At 40.8% G+C, this 18010-nt stretch carries 16 protein-coding genes; 11 read left to right on the top strand and 5 right to left on the bottom strand.

The features are described from left to right. Position 1: 1 nt before the first annotated feature. The 4 genes from aguB to M1F56_RS02700 all read left to right on the top strand — a co-directional run bounded on the left by aguB (position 2) and on the right by M1F56_RS02700 (position 3442). Positions 2 to 877 carry an N-carbamoylputrescine amidase gene (gene aguB, locus M1F56_RS02715; protein WP_247916785.1) on the top strand — a complete coding sequence of 292 codons (876 nt, stop codon included), beginning with the start codon at positions 2 to 4 and terminating at the stop codon, positions 875 to 877. Positions 878 to 1021: 144 nt separating this feature from the next. Then, a complete protein-coding gene (locus M1F56_RS02710) occupies positions 1022 to 1759 on the top strand; it encodes a TraX family protein (RefSeq protein WP_247916784.1) in 738 nt (245 codons plus the stop codon). 106 nt (positions 1760 to 1865) lie between these two features. After that, the gene (locus M1F56_RS02705) at positions 1866 to 2567 is read left to right on the top strand and encodes a response regulator transcription factor (RefSeq protein WP_247916783.1); all 702 of its coding nucleotides are present in this window, start codon (positions 1866 to 1868) and stop codon (positions 2565 to 2567) included. Continuing rightward, on the top strand, positions 2564 to 3442 hold the full coding sequence (locus tag M1F56_RS02700) for a sensor histidine kinase (RefSeq protein ID WP_247916782.1): 879 nt from the start codon (positions 2564 to 2566) through the stop codon (positions 3440 to 3442). The genes M1F56_RS02705 and M1F56_RS02700 overlap by 4 nt, the downstream gene beginning before the upstream one ends. 39 nt (positions 3443 to 3481) lie before the next feature. On the opposite strand, the gene M1F56_RS02695 is transcribed toward M1F56_RS02700, so the two are convergent. The 3 genes from M1F56_RS02695 to M1F56_RS02685 form a co-directional block, all read right to left on the bottom strand. After that, complete coding sequence (locus M1F56_RS02695; RefSeq protein WP_247916781.1) at positions 3482 to 4237, bottom strand: ABC transporter permease; 756 nt, start codon at positions 4235 to 4237, stop codon at positions 3482 to 3484. 10 nt (positions 4238 to 4247) lie between these two features. Continuing rightward, positions 4248 to 5156, bottom strand: coding sequence for an ATP-binding cassette domain-containing protein (locus tag M1F56_RS02690; protein ID WP_247916780.1), 909 nt, complete (start codon positions 5154 to 5156; stop codon positions 4248 to 4250). A gap of 144 nt (positions 5157 to 5300) precedes the next feature. Next, positions 5301 to 6110: a Cof-type HAD-IIB family hydrolase gene (locus M1F56_RS02685; protein ID WP_247916779.1), complete on the bottom strand. Its 810-nt coding sequence runs from the start codon at positions 6108 to 6110 to the stop codon at positions 5301 to 5303. Positions 6111 to 6385: 275 nt separating this feature from the next. Here M1F56_RS02685 and M1F56_RS02680 point away from each other — a divergent pair, with 275 nt between their 5' ends. The 5 genes from M1F56_RS02680 to M1F56_RS02660 all read left to right on the top strand — a co-directional run bounded on the left by M1F56_RS02680 (position 6386) and on the right by M1F56_RS02660 (position 15582). Next, the gene (locus M1F56_RS02680; protein ID WP_247916778.1) at positions 6386 to 6604 is read left to right on the top strand and encodes a hypothetical protein; all 219 of its coding nucleotides are present in this window, start codon (positions 6386 to 6388) and stop codon (positions 6602 to 6604) included. A 53-nt stretch (positions 6605 to 6657) separates the two neighbouring features. Continuing rightward, the gene (locus M1F56_RS02675) at positions 6658 to 7329 is read left to right on the top strand and encodes a CPBP family intramembrane glutamic endopeptidase (RefSeq protein ID WP_247916777.1); all 672 of its coding nucleotides are present in this window, start codon (positions 6658 to 6660) and stop codon (positions 7327 to 7329) included. A gap of 131 nt (positions 7330 to 7460) precedes the next feature. Further along, entirely contained in the window at positions 7461 to 10736 is a 3276-nt protein-coding gene (gene rexB / locus M1F56_RS02670) for an ATP-dependent nuclease subunit B (RefSeq protein WP_247916776.1), read from the top strand. Then, complete coding sequence (gene addA, locus M1F56_RS02665) at positions 10733 to 14386, top strand: helicase-exonuclease AddAB subunit AddA (protein WP_247916775.1); 3654 nt, start codon at positions 10733 to 10735, stop codon at positions 14384 to 14386. The genes rexB and addA overlap by 4 nt, the downstream gene beginning before the upstream one ends. 17 nt (positions 14387 to 14403) lie before the next feature. Continuing rightward, positions 14404 to 15582, top strand: a complete 1179-nt coding sequence (locus tag M1F56_RS02660; RefSeq protein WP_247916774.1) for a hypothetical protein — start codon at positions 14404 to 14406, stop codon at positions 15580 to 15582. A 33-nt stretch (positions 15583 to 15615) separates the two neighbouring features. Here M1F56_RS02660 and M1F56_RS02655 read toward each other — a convergent pair whose 3' ends face one another. Together M1F56_RS02655 and mazE are read right to left on the bottom strand one after the other, a co-directional pair. After that, entirely contained in the window at positions 15616 to 15972 is a 357-nt protein-coding gene (locus M1F56_RS02655) for a type II toxin-antitoxin system PemK/MazF family toxin (protein ID WP_000560798.1), read from the bottom strand. Further along, positions 15956 to 16171, bottom strand: a complete 216-nt coding sequence (mazE, locus tag M1F56_RS02650) for a type II toxin-antitoxin system PemI/MazE family antitoxin (RefSeq protein WP_001098942.1) — start codon at positions 16169 to 16171, stop codon at positions 15956 to 15958. The genes M1F56_RS02655 and mazE overlap by 17 nt, the downstream gene beginning before the upstream one ends. Before the next feature lie 211 nt (positions 16172 to 16382). Here mazE and ylqF point away from each other — a divergent pair, with 211 nt between their 5' ends. Then, positions 16383 to 17234, top strand: a complete 852-nt coding sequence (gene ylqF / locus M1F56_RS02645) for a ribosome biogenesis GTPase YlqF (protein ID WP_143989584.1) — start codon at positions 16383 to 16385, stop codon at positions 17232 to 17234. Next, complete coding sequence (locus tag M1F56_RS02640) at positions 17221 to 18000, top strand: ribonuclease HII (RefSeq protein WP_247916773.1); 780 nt, start codon at positions 17221 to 17223, stop codon at positions 17998 to 18000. The genes ylqF and M1F56_RS02640 overlap by 14 nt, the downstream gene beginning before the upstream one ends. Positions 18001 to 18010 lie beyond the last annotated feature (10 nt).

Raw genomic sequence — 18010 nt, 5'->3', positions numbered from 1 at the left:
GATGAGAAATGTAAGAGTTGCAGCCATTCAGATGCAATGTGCCAAGGATGTGGCAACAAATATTCAAACAGCTGAACGTTTAGTTCGCCAAGCTGCAAAGCAAGGCGCACAAATCATTCTCTTGCCCGAATTGTTTGAACGTCCCTATTTCTGTCAGGAACGCCAGTATGACTACTACCAGTATGCCCAGTCCGTGACAGAAAATACAGCTATTCAGCATTTTAAAGGAATTGCCAAGGAGCTAAAGGTTGTTTTACCAATCAGTTTTTATGAAAAAGATGGCAATGTCTTATATAACTCTATCGCCGTCATTGATGCAGATGGGGAAGTGTTGGGTGTTTATCGAAAGACCCACATACCAGATGACCATTATTATCAAGAAAAGTTTTATTTTACGCCTGGTAACACTGGCTTCAAGGTCTGGGATACTCGCTACGCTAAGATTGGTATCGGTATTTGTTGGGATCAATGGTTCCCTGAAACAGCGCGCTGTCTTGTATTGAATGGTGCTGAATTGCTCTTTTATCCAACAGCTATCGGTTCAGAGCCAATTTTGGATACAGACAGTCGTGGTCACTGGCGACGTACTATGCAAGGACACTCAGCAGCAAATATTGTTCCAGTCATTGCAGCCAATCGTTATGGATTAGAGGAAGTCACTCCAAGTGAGGAAAATGGTGGACAGAGTTCTAGTCTTGACTTCTACGGTTCCTCCTTTATGACGGATGAAACGGGAGCTATTCTAGAGCAAGCCGAAAGACAAGGAGAAGCTGTGCTGCTAGCAACTTATGACCTTGATAAGGGAGCAAGCGAGCGTCTAAACTGGGGCTTGTTTCGAGATAGAAGACCCGAAATGTACCAACGAATTACGGACTAGAAGATACATTTCATAATAAATTTTTGATATTCACGCCTGTCTTACAAAAATGTAAGATAGGCTTTTTAAATGTAAGATAGGTGTACGATTATTCGTGGAAATGTATGCTATACTCTATTTAGATCAAAAAGAAAGAGGTTTATTATGAAAAAATGGAATGCGACGCAGTTGAAGTACTTGATGGTGGCAGTAATGGTTCTAGACCATATCCCTCATATCACAGGAATCGTTTCTCCTATGTGGGAAGGTATCTTTCACGCTATGACTCGTTGTGTGGGAGTTTGGTTTGCCTATATGGCCATGGAAGGATTTATCCATACTCGAAATCTGAAAGACTATCTTATCCGTCTCTGGAGTTGGGCTCTTATTATGTTCGCAGGTAATAGCCTACTCAATGCCCTGTTTGCCTCTCAGGGAGTAATGGTTAATAATAACATTTTCCTGACTTTGGCCATCGGTGTCACCATGCTTTGGATTGGTTTTCCCAGAAAAGAGATGGAACAAAAAGAGAAGTTGTGGCGTCGGATTGGAGTTGCTGGGCTCTTGATTTTCGGTTGTCTTTTTACTGAGGGTGGTATCACCATGCTACCATTTCTCTTGATTAGTTACTCTTGTCGAAATCGCAAGGGATTGCGAAATCTCCTATATGCCTTTCTGTGGGCCTTTCTGTTAGTGACTTCCATCCAAATTTACGACACTTGGCACCAAACACTGGAAATGATGCTTTACAATTCTGACTGGCTCTTTATCACCGTATTTCCTTTTATGGCCTTGTATAATGGAAAGAGAGGAAAGGAAAGCAACTGGAGCAAATATTTCTTTTATATCTTTTACCCAGCTCATCTATGGATTATAACCTTGATTGCTTATTTGGTTAAGTAGATTCAATTTCCATTAGCTCCATCTTACTTAAAATGTGAGAGGAGCTTTTCTGTATCTGGAATTCCTAACAAAACATGTTATAATAGTTTTAGAAAGGACGAGGTTTATGGCGAGCATTCTTGTAATTGAAGATAATAATGAAATCCAGGAAATTTTAAGAACCCTTCTTACAGAGGAACACGAGGTGATCCAAGCCTTTTCTGGTACGGAAGGTATCATGCAATTTGACAAAGGGGGAATAGATCTCGTTCTGCTAGATATCATGCTTCCAGGGAAAAATGGGGATCAGGTTTTAAAAGCCATCAGGGAACAAAGTCAAATCCCAGTCATTATGCTAACGGCTTTGAGCGATAGGAAGTTAATCAGTCAATACCTCTTAGACGGTGCCAATGATTACATAGTCAAACCTTTTGATTTGGACGAAGTCTTTGCTAGAGTTACTGTTCAATTACGCCAAAGTGCAGAAAAACAGCCTATGGAAATAGGAAAAACTGAAAATCTACCACAAAACTTGAAAAATATCCAGTTTGATGCAGAAAGTTTTGAAATCAAAAATAGCCAGAAAACGATTCGCCTTGCCAAAAAAGAATGCTTGATTCTCCAAACTCTCCTTAAACACCCTAAGAAAATTTTCACCAAGGAAGAACTTTATGAATTGGTCTGGGAGGATAGCTATCTACCTGGAGATAATACTCTCAATACGCATTTGAGTAATCTTCGTAAAAAATTAAACCAGCTTGACCCAAATCAAGAATATATTGAAACCATTTGGGGAGTTGGGGTAAGATTAAAAGGAGACAAGCAATGACCTACATGATAATTTTTGTCCTACTAGTACTCCTAATTATTTTATCGATTGCATTGATTCGCTACCATCTAGCACTTAAGAGCCTGAGTCAACAGATTGAAGACAAGATTATCACAGGTAGTATGAAAAGAGTCGGAGTCAGTATTTTTTCCAAACATTTTTTACATCTCTACCAGCAGATTGAGAATCTATTTCAGGAAGTAGAACAGTCTCGGCTGGTTATGAAAAGGGAAAAGCAGACTCTGGATATGGCCATCAGCAATATCGCCCATGATATTCGGACGCCTCTGACTATCGCTTCAGGCTACACCCAACAATTGATAAAGTCTCCTGAAGACAAATCAGAAACCTTACAAAAAATAGCCCAGCATCTTGATTTAGTTTCCAAACGTTTGGAGGCTCTTCTAGAATATCGTCGTTTGATGGAAGGAGCTGTCAAACCGAAACTGGAAGAATTGGATCTTTCAGCTTTTATCACCAAAAAGACTCTAGCTTATTATGATGTTTTTCAGGCGGCAAATATCATGCTTGATTTTAAGGTTGAAGCTGGTTTAAAAATGAGGACTGATGAGGACTTACTGGATCGAATTTTACAAAATCTGCTTGGAAATGTCTTCAAGCATGGCAAGGAAGAAGCGCGTCTATCTTTGAGAAAGGAAAAGGAACAGCTTGTCTTAGAGATTGCAAACCTTGTTAAACAGCCCATCAAAAGAATAGAAAATCTCAGTAACCGTTTTTATTCTGAAAATCTATCAGACACCGAAGAATCCTCTGGTTTAGGCCTTTATATCACTGAGGAATTAGTTCATCTTCTTGGAGCGGAGATGAAACTAAGCACAGATGGGCAGTGGTTATCGGTTTTCATTTATTTTTAAAGAAATAAACCTCCTCTAGCCTACAGAGGAGGTTGTTTTTTATAGACTTTTCTTTTTGAAAACTGTCAGTCCACTGAAAGAGAAGAAAAGTATGACCGTTACGCAAACCGTGATGGTATAGAGAATAGCTTGACTATTAGTAGTCATAGCATAGGCAAAATCTAGAATTAAATATCGTAGAATTTCAATGTCTGGGAAAACAAGCATTGGCATAGAAAGTAAGATAGAGCTGACCAAATAACCAATAAATACCGCTAGATAAGAGTGACTAACATAGAGAATGAAGGAAACGATGGAAAGCCAAGCAAGGAGACAAAGGAATTGAAGGGAAATGGTTATCAATAGATTGCCAATAAATCCATCAGGCATGGTCCCAAATCCATTTAAGATAGTTGCTGGAATAAAGGCAATAACAAGGCTAACGATAAGTTGTAAGAAAGCGATACTAGCAAGTACAAAGGTTTTGGCTAGGAAAAACTCGGTACGAGAAACACCCACTGTTAAATTATTTTTATAGAGTTTGCCGATTAAATCAACTCCAAGAACGAGGCATGCCAGGACGATGCAGAGAAAAACGAGGTTTGAACCATTGCTAGACGCGTTGATAAGAGCTTGGACGCCGTCCCAACCTTTGGTCGGAAATTCTGTTTCAGGTGTTGTATTTACTGCCATTAGATGTCCTGTAGCACCAATAGTAGCACCCATTAACATAAGTATAAAGAGAATGAATTCTGTAATCCAGAATCCTTTGGAGCGAAAAAGACGGTAAAAATCTGCTTGAATGGTATGTATCATGATTTTTCTCCTATTCTACCAATTGTGTGAAGTATTCTTCTAGGTTTTGACGGGCAAAGTATATCTCATCAATAGCAACATCGGCCAAAGTTAGTTGCTTAAGAATCTGTTTGACATCTTGTTCATTACCAAAGATATGGATTTCATTTTCAGGTTTTACAACCTTAAACTGGAGCTGGATTTGTTCTTTCAATACCTGACAAGCTCTTTCTTTGTCGCTTGTTTTAAGCACAATATAATCCTCACTTAGTGTTTCAAACTCAGCTTTACTGATTTCACGGATAATCTTACCTTGATCCAGAATACCAAAGCGACTAGCTAAGAGATAGAGTTCTGACAAGATATGGCTAGAGATGAGGATAGTTATGCCTTTGTCTTGATTGAGTCGCTGGATCATGAGGCGAAATTCTTTGATTCCAATTGGATCAAGTCCGTTAATAGGCTCATCTAAGATAAGGAAGTCTGGTTTGGATAGAAGGGCAATGGCGATACCAAGTCTTTGTTTCATTCCTAGCGAGAAATCACGAAAGACTTTTTTACCTGTATCTGACAACCCAACATAGTCCAGTGTTTCTTGAATGACTATATCAGCATTTGGAATATGGCGAATCATACAATAATATTTCAGATTTTGATAGGCTGTTAAGTGATTATGAGCTACAGGTGATTCGATAACAGAACCTACTCGAGATAGAGCTTTGGTCCACTCATTTTTCGATTGACTAGAAAAGAGGGAAACAGTTCCTGTATTCGAAAACAGTAGTTGCGTAATGATTTTTATCAAGGTGGTTTTCCCAGCCCCGTTCTTTCCGATAAGTCCATAAATATCTCCCTCTCTTATCGTTAGATGAAGGTCCTGAAGAATAGCTTGTTTATCAAATTCTTTGATCAGTCCATGAATTTCGAGTACTGTTTTCATGATTTTCTCCTTTAGATTTATTTTTCTAACTTTAGTATAAAGCATAGAAATCAAAGAAAGCTCAAGTATTTCTAAAGAGTTTCTAAAGTTTTAAGATTTTTAAAATGTCAAAAACCCAGTTAAGGATTTAACTGGGGATTTTCTCTATAAAATATACTTCTCAATGGCACGCGCGACGCCGTCTTCTTCGTTGCTGGTTGTAACGTCATTGGCAAGGGATTTGACATGGTCACTAGCATTTCCCATAGCAATACCAAGACCGGCAAACTGAAGCATTTCGATATCGTTATTAGCATCACCCATGGCCATAATTTCTGATGGCTCAATCTGCAAAATCTCAGCTAGTCGAGCAAGAGCAGTAGCCTTTGTGGTTCCAAGTGGCATGGCTTCATAAATGACAGGCTGCGAACGAACACCACTAAATCGTTGGCAGAGTTCTGTAGCAAAACGCTCTTCAAAATCATCTGTTTGTTCTTTAGTGCCTAAAAACATGCCTTGGAACATACGATACTTACCACTAGTGGCTTCCTCAAGGGAAATTTCAGTCAAGTCTGAAAAGACTAGTTTGGCATCATTTTGAACGATTTGATTTGGCTTACCACCAAGAACAAAATAATGTTCTTCATCAAAAAGAGTCAACTGGACGTCGCTTTTTTCAGCTAGTTCATAGAGGTATTCAATGTCAGCTGGGCTGAGTTCTTGCCAGTCGACTAGACTCCAGTCACTGGTCTGGTGGGTTGAGCATCCGTTATTGACAATGACATACTCATTCTGGAGGTCCAGTCCCAGTTTTTTGTAATAAGGAAGGACACCGAAAAGCGGGCGACCCGTACAGAGAACCAGTTTGACCCCTTTTTCAATAGCTTGGTGAATGGCAGTAATGTGGACTTGTGGGATTTCCTTGGCTTCATTGAGGAGGGTTCCGTCCATATCCAAGGCTAGTAGTTTAATCATAAGACTTCCTTTTCTAGGTGTTTTGCTTTTATTATAGCATATTTTGGAAAAAATCAGGCTAAAAGTTTAGGGAGTGATTGATTATACAGTTTAGGACGTTTCGATGACAATTCAAGATTTGAAGAGGATATTTTGCAAAGATGTGCTATACTAAACTTGTCAAAGTTGCAACTAGACAAACATAAAAAACTAACTTAAAATATAATAGTTTTTTTGTAAGTAGTTATGAGTAGCAGATTACTCAACTAATCTGAACAATAATGGAGGAATACATCATGATTTTAATGAAAAAAAATATAAATCTAACAAATGAAGAATTAGAGATGATACAAGGTGGAGCAAACTATGGTAAAGAGCCTAATGGTTATTACGCTTGGCAAATGGCGTCGGTATTAACTATGCCGGTTCATGGATTTTGTCCTAGTGGTACTTATGATTTAGGATATATTGGCGGAGGTAATCATCTTTGCAAAGGAAGTGCTGCGAGATTTTAAGTAAAATTTATTAGTAATATGACGAAACAAGGGGAGAAAAGCTGAGGTACAATATGAAAAAACGAAGTATTCAAATTTTACTAGCATTGTCCTTAATTTTTTACAAATCAACTTGGTTTTGGGGGATTTTCAATTACCTCGCAAATTCTTATTTACCAGCAGGTCGGGAATTTTTTCTGATTCTGCTTTTGATGGAGAGTGGAGTTCTTTTCTTAGCAGTCCTCCATTTAAAAGTTTTTGAAGGTAGAAAAATTATGCAATTCAAGTGGCAGCCGAGGTACTTTATCTACCTTTTACTGGGCTACATCATTTCGTATATGTCCGACTTCCTCTTGTCTTATTTCATCCCCTCGTCCTCGAATCAAATTTCTTTGAATGAAACGATAGAAATGATAGGGCGACAGGAATTACCCTATTTCTTGCTCATAGTTTGCTTCATCGGCCCTATTGCTGAGGAATTGATTTATCGCGGTGTGCTTATGACAACCTTTTTCAAAAACTCACCTTGGTACGGAGATATCTTGCTTTCTGCTATTATTTTCGGTTGTATTCATATCAATTTCGCTTTAACACCTCTTGCTTTTTTCATTTATGCTAGTGGGGGTCTTATTTTAGCCCTATTGTATCGGATGACTAAAAATCTCTACTATCCAATAGTACTTCATATCCTTATCAATATCACTGCCTTCTGGGACTTGTGGTTACTCCTATTTTCAGGAAGTTAGCTTACTGAAAAAATGTCGGAATTTTCCGGCATTTTTCTTTTCAATAGATGAGCAAGAACCGATTATTTACAGGATTGCTTAATTAAAAAATGGTATAATAAAAGGTAATGAAAAATTCCAACGAGGCAGAGATGAAATTACTTTATACTGATATTCGGACTTCTTTGACAGAAATCTTGACCAGAGAGGCGGAAGAGCTGGTTGCTGCAGGCAAGCGAGTCTTCTTCATCGCACCCAACTCTCTTTCATTTGAAAAGGAACGTGCCGTGCTGGAATGCTTGTCCCAGCAGGCTTCTTTTGCGATTACCGTCACGCGCTTTGCTCAAATGGCTCGTTACCTAGTCTTGAATGCTTTGCCTGCCAAGACCAGTCTTGATGATATTGGTCTTGGGATGGCTTTTTATAAATGTCTTGCTGAACTTGATCCCAAAGAGTTACGTGTTTATGGTGCGATTAAGCAGGATCCTCAATTTATCCAGCAGTTGGTTGAACTTTATCATGAGATTACGACTGCTCAGATGAGCTTTTTGGACTTGGAAAGTTTGACCGATGAGGATAAGCGGGCAGATTTACTCTTGATTTTCGAGAAAGTAACGGCCTATCTCACTCAAAACCAGTTGGCTCAGGGAAGTCAGTTGTCCCATTTGATTGAGGCAATTGAGAATGATAAGGTAAGTAGTGATTTCAGTCAGATTGCCTTAGTCATTGATGGGTTTACCCGTTTTTCTGCTGAGGAAGAGCGTGTAGTGGATCTACTCCATCGCAAAGGTGCCGAGATTATTATTGGTGCTTATGCAAGCAAGAAGTCCTATACCAGTCCGTTCACTAAAGGAAATCTCTACCAAGCCAGTGTAGAGTTTCTCCATCATTTAGGTGCCAAATACCAGACGCCTGCCCAAGACCGCTCTCAGACTCATGACAAAATGGATAGCTTTGACAAGGCATCTCGTTTGCTGGAGTCTTCTTATGACTTTTCAGAAGTCACCTTGGATGTCGATGAGAAGGACCGTGATAATCTGCAAATCTGGTCTTGCTTGACGCAGAAGGAAGAGTTGGAGTTGGTAGCTCGCAGCATCCGTCAGAAATTACATAACAATCCAGACTTGAGTTACAAGCATTTTCGGATTCTGTTAGGAGATGTGGCTTCTTATCAGTTGTCCTTAAAGACCATTTTTGACCAGTACCAGATTCCATTCTATCTAGGTAAAAGCGAATCTATGGCTCATCATCCCTTGACCCAGTATGTGGAGTCTATTTTGCGTTTGAAACGCTACCGTTTCCGTCAGGAGGACTTGATTAATCTCCTCAGAACTGGCTTGTATACTGATCTTAGTCAAGCTGATATCGATGCCTTTGAACAATACCTCCTCTATCTTGGTATCAATGGCTTGCCAGCCTTTCAGCAAACCTTCACCAAATCCCACCACGGAAAGTTTGATTTGGAACGCTTGAATGCCATTCGTTTGTGGGTTTTGTCTCCTCTTGAAACCTTATTTGCCAGCCGAAAACAGAAGGCTGAACATCTCTTGCAAAAGTGGAGTGCTTTTCTAAAGAATGCTGCTTTAAGCAAGCAGATGCAAGGTTTGACATCCACTATGGAAGTCCTAGAGCAGGAAAGACAAGCCGAAGTTTGGAAAGCTTTCTGTCATGTTTTAGAACAATTTGCGACCGTTTTTGATGGTTCACAAGTTAGTCTGGAGGACTTCCTAGCCTTGCTCCACTCAGGTATGACTTTATCTCAGTATCGCACCATTCCAGCGACAGTGGACACTGTTCTGGTGCAGAGTTACGATTTGATTGCACCACTGACTGCTGACTTTGTCTATGCCATTGGGCTGACTCAGGATTATTTGCCAAAAATTGCGCAAAATACTAGCCTTTTGACAGACGAAGAGAGAGAGACCTTAAACCAAGCGACAGAAGAGGGTGCGCAATTACTGATTGCAAGCAGTGAAAACCTCAAGAAAAATCGCTATACCATGCTTTCCTTAGTCAATGCCGCTCGTAAACAATTGATTTTGTCAGCACCAAGTCTTCTCAATGAAAATGAGAGCAAGGAATCTGCCTATCTTCATGAACTGGTGAGTTTTGGATTTAGCCGAAGAGAAAAGAGGATGAACCATAAAAAGCTTAGCAAAGAAGATATGGGTTCTTATCACAGTCTCTTGTCTAGTCTCGTTGCCTATCATCAGCAAGCTGATTCTAGTGAAAATGAACAAGATGTGACCTTTGTCACGGTCTTGGCGCGTGTCATGGGGAAAAAACTTGACCAGAAAGGCCTTGCAAATCCCGCCCTTCCAACCAGTCCAAGCAGCAAGCCATTAGCAAAGGATACCTTGCAGGCTCTCTATCCAGCTGACAAGGAGTTTTACCTGTCTACCTCAGGTTTGACGGAGTTTTACCGCAATGAATATAGTTATTATCTCCGTTATGTCTTAGGTTTGCAGGAAGAATTGCGCCTACGTCCTGATGCTCGCAGTCATGGGAATTTCTTGCACCGTATTTTTGAACGTGCCTTGAAACTGCCTGCTGAAAATCCGTTTGACCAACGTTTGGAAAAAGCCATCAAGGAAACCAGCCAAGAACGGGAATTTGAGGCTATTTATCAGGAAAGTTTGGAAGCCCAGTTTACCAAGGAAGTTCTGCTTGATGTTGCACGAACTACGGGCCACATCCTTCGTCATAATCCAGCCATCGAAACCATCCAAGAGGAGGCAACATTTGGTGGCAAGGATCAGGCATTTATTCAATTGGATAATGGTCGCAGTGTTCATGTGCGAGGCAAGGTTGACCGCATTGACCGCCTGAAAGCAGATGGTGCTATAGGTGTGGTGGACTATAAGTCTAGTTTGACCCAGTTCCAGTTTCCTCATTTCTTTAATGGGCTCAATTCCCAACTGCCTACCTATCTTGCTGCCCTAAAAAGAGAAGGGGAGCAGAACTTTTTCGGCGCTATGTACTTGGAAATGGCTGAACCTGTCCAATCTCTGCTGACCGTTAAGAGTTTGGCTGGAGCAGTAGCAGAAGCCAGCAAGTCAATGAAATACCAGGGGCTCTTTTTAGAAAAAGAAAGCAGTCATTTAGGCGAATTTTACAACAAAAACAAGACCAATCAGCTGACAGACGAGGAGTTTCAGCTCTTACTAGACTATAATGCTCATCTTTACAAGAAGGCAGCTGAGAAGATTTTAGAAGGCCAGTTCGCCATCAATCCCTACACAGAGAACGGCAGAAGTATTGCCCCATACGTCCAGCAACACCAAGCCATCACAGGATTTGAGGCTAATTACCACTTGGGTCAAGCTCGTTTCCTAGAGAAGTTGGACTTAGCTGATGGCAAGCGTCTGGTCGGAGAAAAACTCAAGCAAGCTTGGTTTGAAAAAATGAGAGAGGAGTTGAATCGATGAAGCTCATTTCCTTTTTAAGTGAGGAAGAAATTCAAAAACTGCAAGAAGTAGAAGCGAATTCGAGCAAGGAACAAAAGAAAACTGCCGAGCAAATCGAAGCCATTTATACTGCAGGGCAAAATATCCTTGTTTCAGCGTCAGCTGGTTCAGGGAAGACCTTTGTTATGGCCGAGCGCATTCTGGACCAATTAACACGTGGTGTGGAAATCAGCCAACTCTTTATCTCGACCTTTACCGTTAAGGCTGCTACCGAACTCAAAGAACGCTTGGAGAAAAAAATCAGCCAACAAATCCAAGAAACCGATGATGTCGATCTCAAACAACACTTGGGACGTCAGTTGGCAGATCTGCCAAACGCGGCAATCGGAACCATGGACTCCTTCACACAAAAATTTCTTGGCAAACATGGCTATCTGATTGATATTGCACCAAATTTCCGTATTCTACAAAATGAAAGTGAACAGTTAATCTTAAAAAACGAAGTTTTTCATCAGGTGTTTGAAGAGCATTATCAAGACGAAAATAAAGAGAAATTTAGTCGTTTGGTGAAGAATTTTGCTGGGCGTGGCAAGGATGAACGAGGTCTGCGTCAGCAAGTCTACAAAATCTATGACTTTCTTCAATCCACCAGCAGTCCACAAAAATGGTTGAGTAACTCTTTCCTCAAAGGGTTTGAAGAAGCTGACTTTGTAATTGAAAAAGACAAATTAACTGAGCAAATCAAACAGGCGCTATGGGATTTGGAAAGTTTCCTCCGTTATCATCTGGATAACGATGCCAAGGAGTTTCCAAAAGCTACCTATTTAGAAAATGTGCTGTTGGTTCTGGATGAAATTGGTTCCTTAAATCAAGAATCCGATAGTCAGGCTTATCAAGCAGTGCTTGCGCGTGTTGTCGCCATCTCGAAAGAAAAAAATGGTAGAGCTCTAGCTAATTCTAGTCGTAAGGCCGATTTGAAGCCACTGGCTGATGCCTATAACGATGAGAGAAAGGCCCAGTTTGCTAAACTAGGACAACTGTCAGACCAGATAACCATTCTCGACTATCAAGAGCGTTATCATGGAGACACCTGGGATCTAGCTAAGACCTTCAAAAACTTTATGAATGATTTTGTGGAGGCTTATCGAGAACGTAAACGCCAGGAAAATGCTTTTGAATTCGCTGATATCAGTCATTATACCATTGAGATCTTAGAGAATTTCCCACAAGTCCGTAAGGTTTATCAGGAGCGATTCCATGAAGTCATGGTCGATGAGTATCAGGATACCAACCACATTCAAGAACGGATGCTGGAATTGCTGTCGAATGGCCACAATCGCTTTATGGTGGGAGATATCAAGCAGTCCATCTACCGGTTCCGTCAGGCAGACCCGCAGATTTTCAATGAAAAATTCCAATGCTATGCGCAAAATCCTAAAGAGGGTAAATTGATTCTCCTCAAGGAAAATTTCCGTAGTAGTTCAGAAGTGCTATCGGCAACCAACGATGTTTTTGGACGCCTTATGGACCAAGAGGTCGGCGAAATCAACTATGATAGCATGCACCAACTTGTTTTTGCCAATACTAAACTAACTCCCAATCCAGAAAATAAGGCAGAATTTCTCCTCTACGATAAGGACGATAGTGGGCAAGAGGAAGAAGAAAGTGATGCAGACACGAAACTCACAGGAGAAATGCGCCTAGTCATCAAGGAAATCCTGAAGCTCCATCAAGAGAATGGTGTAGCCTTTAAGGAAATTGCCCTTTTGACTTCCAGTCGCAGTCGTAATGACCAGATCCTCCTCGCTTTGTCTGAGTATGGGATTCCTGTTAAAACAGACGGCGAGCAAAACAACTATCTCCAATCCCTAGAAGTACAAGTCATGCTAGATACTCTTCGTGTCATCCACAATCCTCTGCAAGACTATGCCTTGGTTGGCCTTATGAAGTCCCCCATGTTTGATTTTGATGAGGACGAGTTGGCACGCTTGTCCCTTCAGAAAGCAGAGGACAAAATCCAAGAAAATCTCTATGAGAAACTGGTCAATGCTCAAAAACAAGCAGCTAGCCAGAAAAATTTGATCCACACAGAACTAGCTGAAAAACTAAATCAATTCATGGATATTTTGGATTCTTGGCGCCTGTATGCCAAAACCCACTCTCTCTATGACTTGATTTGGAAGATTTATAACGACCGTTTTTATTATGATTATGTTGGAGCCTTGCCTAACGGTCCTGCTAGACAAGCCAATCTCTATGCTTTAGCTTTGAGAGCGGACCAGTTTGAAAAGAGTAATTTCAAGGGATTGTCACGTTTTATACGTATGATTGACCAAGTCCTAGAAGCCCAGCACGACCTCGCAAGCGTAGCCGTCGCGCCGCCTAAAGATGCCGTAGAACTCATGACCATTCACAAGAGCAAAGGATTGGAGTTTCCTTATGTCTTTATCCTCAACATGGATCAGAACTTCAACAAACAAGACTCGATGTCAGACGTCATTCTCAGTCGTCAAAATGGGCTTGGTGTCAAATATATTGCCAAGGTGGAAACAGGAGCAGTGGAAGTACACTATCCTAAAACCATCAAACTCTCCATTCCCAGTCTAACTTATACGCAGAATGAAGAAGAATTACAATTGGCTAGCTATTCAGAGCAGATGCGTCTGCTGTATGTTGCCATGACGAGGGCGGAGAGAAAACTTTATCTTGTCGGTAAGGGCTCTCGTGAAAAGCTGGAAGCAAAGGAATACCCAGCAGCAAACAATGGAAAATTAGATTGCAATACCAGACTGCAAGCAAGAAATTTCCAAGATTGGATATGGGCTATCAGCAAAGTATTTGCCAAGGACAATCTCAACTTTAGCTATCGTTTTATTGGTGAAGACCAGTTGACTAGAGAAGCTATCGGAGAGTTGGAAAACAAGAGTCCTCTACAAGATAGCTCTCAATCAAGCAACCGTCAGTCAGAGACCATCAAAGAAGCTCTGGAAATGCTGAAAGAGGTGGAAGTTTATAATACTTTTCACCGCGCAGCTATTGAACTACCAAGTGTTCAAACCCCAAGCCAAATCAAGAAATTCTACGAACCCGTTATGGATATGGAAGGGGTAGAAATTACTAACCAAACCAAATCACCAGAGAAGCAAATCAGCTTCAATTTACCTGATTTTTCAACTAAAAAAAAGGTAACTGGAGCAGAGATTGGTAGTGCCACTCATGAACTCATGCAGAGAATTGACCTCAGTCAGCAACTGACACTTGCTAGCCTGAAAGATACTCTCAAACAAGTTCAAACTAGTCCAGTTGTTAGAGACAAGATCAATCTTTCTAAAATTCTAGCATTCTTTGACACACCACTTGGTCAGGAGATTCTCGCTAATACCAGCCATCTCTACCGCGAGCAACCTTTCTCCATGCTCAAAAAAGATCAAAAGAGTCAGGAAGATTTCGTTGTTCGTGGGATCTTGGATGGCTATCTGCTTTATGAGGATCGTATCGTTCTTTTTGACTACAAGACAGACCATTACGATGAACCAAGTCAACTCATAGACCGCTACCGTGGTCAGTTAGCCCTCTATGGTGAGGCCTTATCACGAGCTTATTCGATTGAAAACATAGAAAAATACTTGATTTTACTCGGCAAAGATGAGGTTCAAGTTGTAAAAGTATAACCTATAAAGGAGACCTCATGACACTTCCAGTTAGAAAATCCCTTCATGATGCAGTTTTACAGGCTTCAAAAGCTGATACTTGGGATCAAGCTACCAAGGAATGGAATGAAGTTTCCTTGATTTTTAATGGTATTGGTCGTAGCAATTGCGTCTGCGGAAATGCGATTAAATACGGTTACGAACTCTTTAACAATGTCACAGGACAACGTCTCTTTCCTATCGGCAGTGACTGTGTTCGCCATTTTCATCGATTAAGCCTTGACCAGCAGTTAGAAGAGGAAGAAAAACTGCTCAGAAAGCTTGAAAGTCTAACTAGAAAAGCAAAAAAGAAGGAAAAATTCAAGGTCAATAAAAGTGATTTTGACGAACGACTTCTAAAATGGTTTTGGGAAAAAGGTGTTTTCAAAGCCAATCGTGGCAATCGATTCACACCTGAGAGAGACTATCAGCTCTTCCTAGAGGTCTTTCAAGGCGGAAGTTGGATCAAGGCAGAGCCAAAGAAGAAGGCTCGTATGGAAGAAGTGCTGGAAAAGTGTATCAAACCTTTTTTACTTGGCAAGACTGATGACCAACTCTACCTTGTCAAACTAGGCAAGGAGAAAATCGACTACGAGCAGCATTTACGGATTCAAGCAGAGAAAGAACGCAAGAAGAGAGATAAAATCGCCAAGCAATACGCTGACAACCTCATTCTTGCCATGGGACCCGCTGAACGCGCCTATCAAGATTACTTTGGCTTTACAGAAACTCTCACACAAGAAGAACGAAAATGGGAGAAAATCCTCTTTGGAAAAAATAGAGACGAACGGTTTATCAAGGCTAAACAAAACCAAAAGGAGCTGGAAAAGGATCAGCGGATTGCAAATCAAGATCCTATTGAACGAAAGCAGAAGCAGACTTGGCTTCTTAATTCCTATTTTCGAGATTTGCCTGATGAAAAAGCTAGATTTTCTCGGCTTCTATTAGAATATCGAAAAAGTGGAGAAGTACTCTTTTCAGATGAATACTTATCTGAGCATCTCATCGATTTTTTCTACAAGATGAAAGCCTTTGAGTTTGAAATTGCACCAGAACAAGTCCGCGATTTTATAAAAGAATGCCTTCAGGCAGAACATCTATCATCTGCACAAGAAAGTTGGACTAGAGGGATTCTCCTCAATTGTCTTCATCCGTTTTTAGATAGGTTACTCATATAGAAAAAATCCTACCTTGTCTATGCATGGTAGGATTTAAGTATCTCCAAAGATGTACTGGTAAAGTTGGACGACTTTCTGAAAACATTGTGTGTCCATTCTTGTTATTTTTTGAGCATTACGCATCCGAAAATCAAAGGTATACAGTTGAAATGGATTGACAGCGCCATCTACCTTGTCCGACGAGACAGGAACGAGCAAGCCTTTTTCAGCCAAACGTTGTTGGCCATGAGTGATAGGACAGACAGCTACAAAACCAGTTTGCAAGGCATATTCTCTCCTAGAAACTACCAAGGCAGGTCGCCGTTTCTGGATTTCCCGACCGACTGATGGATCAAAGTCCAGCCAAATGATATCCTGCTTTTCAGGAATATAGTCAGATTTCGCTATCAAGTGACCTTACCCCTTCAAAATCATTTGTCATTCTCAAATCAGTAATCCCATCAAAGGGATCTTTTAATTTTGGAGCTAAGACAATGACTCCGTCAATCCCTTTATAGACAACCATTTCTTGACCTTCTGTCATACCCAAATTTTTAGGAATGGTCACAGTGAGAGAATTCCCTACCTTCCGAGTCTTTACTGTATTCATTGCTCTACCTCCAGAAAAATGTATACACTAAGTATATACCTATCATCAAAAAAAGTCAAGTCAATCCTTACTGGTATCAAGGATGTGTCACACGATTACTATTTGTCATTTATTGTGGTCCAAGCCTGTGCAAAAGTTCCTAATTTATGATAGAATAGATGGTAGGAAAGAAAACGTTTTTACTACGTTTTTCAGTCGGAAAGGGAAATTTATGGCTACAATTCAATGGTTTCCGGGCCACATGTCTAAGGCTCGGCGACAAGTTCAGGAGAATTTAAAATTTGTTGATTTTGTGACGATTTTGGTGGATGCTCGCTTACCTCTATCTAGTCAAAATCCTATGTTAAACAAGATTGTGGGTGACAAACCAAAACTCTTGATTTTAAATAAAGCGGACTTAGCAGACCCAGCAATGACCAAAGAATGGCGTCAGTACTTTGAATCACAGGGAATCCAAACTCTGGCTATCAACTCCAAAGAGCAAGTGACTGTAAAAGTTGTGACAGATGCTGCTAAAAAGCTCATGGCTGATAAGATTGCACGCCAGAAAGAACGCGGTATCAAGATTGAAACCTTGCGGACCATGATTATCGGAATTCCAAACGCTGGTAAATCAACTCTGATGAACCGTTTGGCTGGGAAAAAGATTGCAGTTGTCGGCAATAAACCAGGTGTTACCAAGGGACAACAATGGCTCAAAACCAACAAAGACCTTGAAATCCTAGACACACCAGGGATTCTTTGGCCTAAGTTTGAAGATGATGCTGTCGCACTGAAACTAGCCCTAACTGGAGCAATTAAAGACCAATTGCTTCCAATGGATGAAGTAACCATTTTTGGTCTCAATTATTTCAAAAAACATTATCCAGAAAAGCTAGCTGAACGCTTCAAACAAATGAAGATAGAAGAAGAAGCACCTGTTATCATCATGGATATGACCCGTGCCCTTGGTTTCCGTGACGACTATGACCGTTTTTACAGTCTTTTCGTCAAGGAAGTTCGTGATGGAAAACTCGGCAACTACACCTTAGATACATTGGATGATATCGATGACGACGATTAAAGAAATTAAGGAACTTCTTGCTCGGGTTAATGACTTAGACAATCCCCTTTTTCTTGAACTGGAAAAGGATCCTCGTTCTGGAGTCCAAAAGGAAATCAGCAAGCGTAAAAAAGCCATTCAGGCTGAACTGGATGAAGACCTTCGCCTGGAATCCATGCTTTCCTATGAAAAAGAACTTTATAAACAAGGATTAAGCTTAATAGCAGGCGTTGACGAGGTCGGCCGTGGTCCTCTTGCTGGACCTGTAGTCGCTGCAGCCGTTATCTTGCCAAAAAATTGTAAGATTAGAGGCCTCAACGACAGCAAGAAGATCCCTAAAAAGAAACATCTGGAAATTTATCAAGCCGTTCAAGACCAAGCCTTGGCAATCGGTATTGGTATCATGGATAATCACATCATTGACCAAGTCAATATCTATGAAGCGACCAAACTGGCCATGAAGGAAGCAATCTCTCAGCTCAGTCCCCAACCTGAGCACCTCTTGATCGATGCCATGCAGCTTGATTTACCGATTTCCCAAACAGCCATCATCAAAGGAGATGCCAACTCGCTCTCTATCGCAGCCGCATCCATAGTTGCCAAAGTGACAAGGGATAATCTAATGAAGGATTATAACAACCAGTATCCTGGATATGATTTCGCTGCTAATGCTGGATATGGAACGGCAAAACACTTAGATGGTCTCGAAAAACTAGGAGTCACCCCAATTCATCGAACCAGTTTTGAACCGATAAAATCACTGGTCGCAGCAAACAAAGAAAGTTAAATTGGAGGAA

Source organism: Streptococcus oralis (assembly GCF_023109005.1).
Classification (GTDB): domain Bacteria; phylum Bacillota; class Bacilli; order Lactobacillales; family Streptococcaceae; genus Streptococcus; species Streptococcus oralis_BU.
This window is presented reverse-complemented; position numbering and strand designations above follow the sequence as displayed.

Bases quoted from the DNA above. Each gene is read 5' to 3' on its own strand.
- aguB (WP_247916785.1), top strand. From the start codon at position 2: ATGAGAAATGTAAGAGTTGCAGCCATTCAGATGCAATGTGCCAAGGAT.
- M1F56_RS02710 (WP_247916784.1), top strand. From the start codon at position 1,022: ATGAAAAAATGGAATGCGACGCAGTTGAAGTACTTGATGGTGGCAGTA.
- M1F56_RS02705 (WP_247916783.1), top strand. From the start codon at position 1,866: ATGGCGAGCATTCTTGTAATTGAAGATAATAATGAAATCCAGGAAATT.
- M1F56_RS02700 (WP_247916782.1), top strand. From the start codon at position 2,564: ATGACCTACATGATAATTTTTGTCCTACTAGTACTCCTAATTATTTTA.
- M1F56_RS02695 (WP_247916781.1), bottom strand. From the start codon at position 4,237: ATGATACATACCATTCAAGCAGATTTTTACCGTCTTTTTCGCTCCAAA.
- M1F56_RS02690 (WP_247916780.1), bottom strand. From the start codon at position 5,156: ATGAAAACAGTACTCGAAATTCATGGACTGATCAAAGAATTTGATAAA.
- M1F56_RS02685 (WP_247916779.1), bottom strand. From the start codon at position 6,110: ATGATTAAACTACTAGCCTTGGATATGGACGGAACCCTCCTCAATGAA.
- M1F56_RS02680 (WP_247916778.1), top strand. From the start codon at position 6,386: ATGATTTTAATGAAAAAAAATATAAATCTAACAAATGAAGAATTAGAG.
- M1F56_RS02675 (WP_247916777.1), top strand. From the start codon at position 6,658: ATGAAAAAACGAAGTATTCAAATTTTACTAGCATTGTCCTTAATTTTT.
- rexB (WP_247916776.1), top strand. From the start codon at position 7,461: ATGAAATTACTTTATACTGATATTCGGACTTCTTTGACAGAAATCTTG.
- addA (WP_247916775.1), top strand. From the start codon at position 10,733: ATGAAGCTCATTTCCTTTTTAAGTGAGGAAGAAATTCAAAAACTGCAA.
- M1F56_RS02660 (WP_247916774.1), top strand. From the start codon at position 14,404: ATGACACTTCCAGTTAGAAAATCCCTTCATGATGCAGTTTTACAGGCT.
- mazE (WP_001098942.1), bottom strand. From the start codon at position 16,171: ATGAATACAGTAAAGACTCGGAAGGTAGGGAATTCTCTCACTGTGACC.
- ylqF (WP_143989584.1), top strand. From the start codon at position 16,383: ATGGCTACAATTCAATGGTTTCCGGGCCACATGTCTAAGGCTCGGCGA.
- M1F56_RS02640 (WP_247916773.1), top strand. From the start codon at position 17,221: ATGACGACGATTAAAGAAATTAAGGAACTTCTTGCTCGGGTTAATGAC.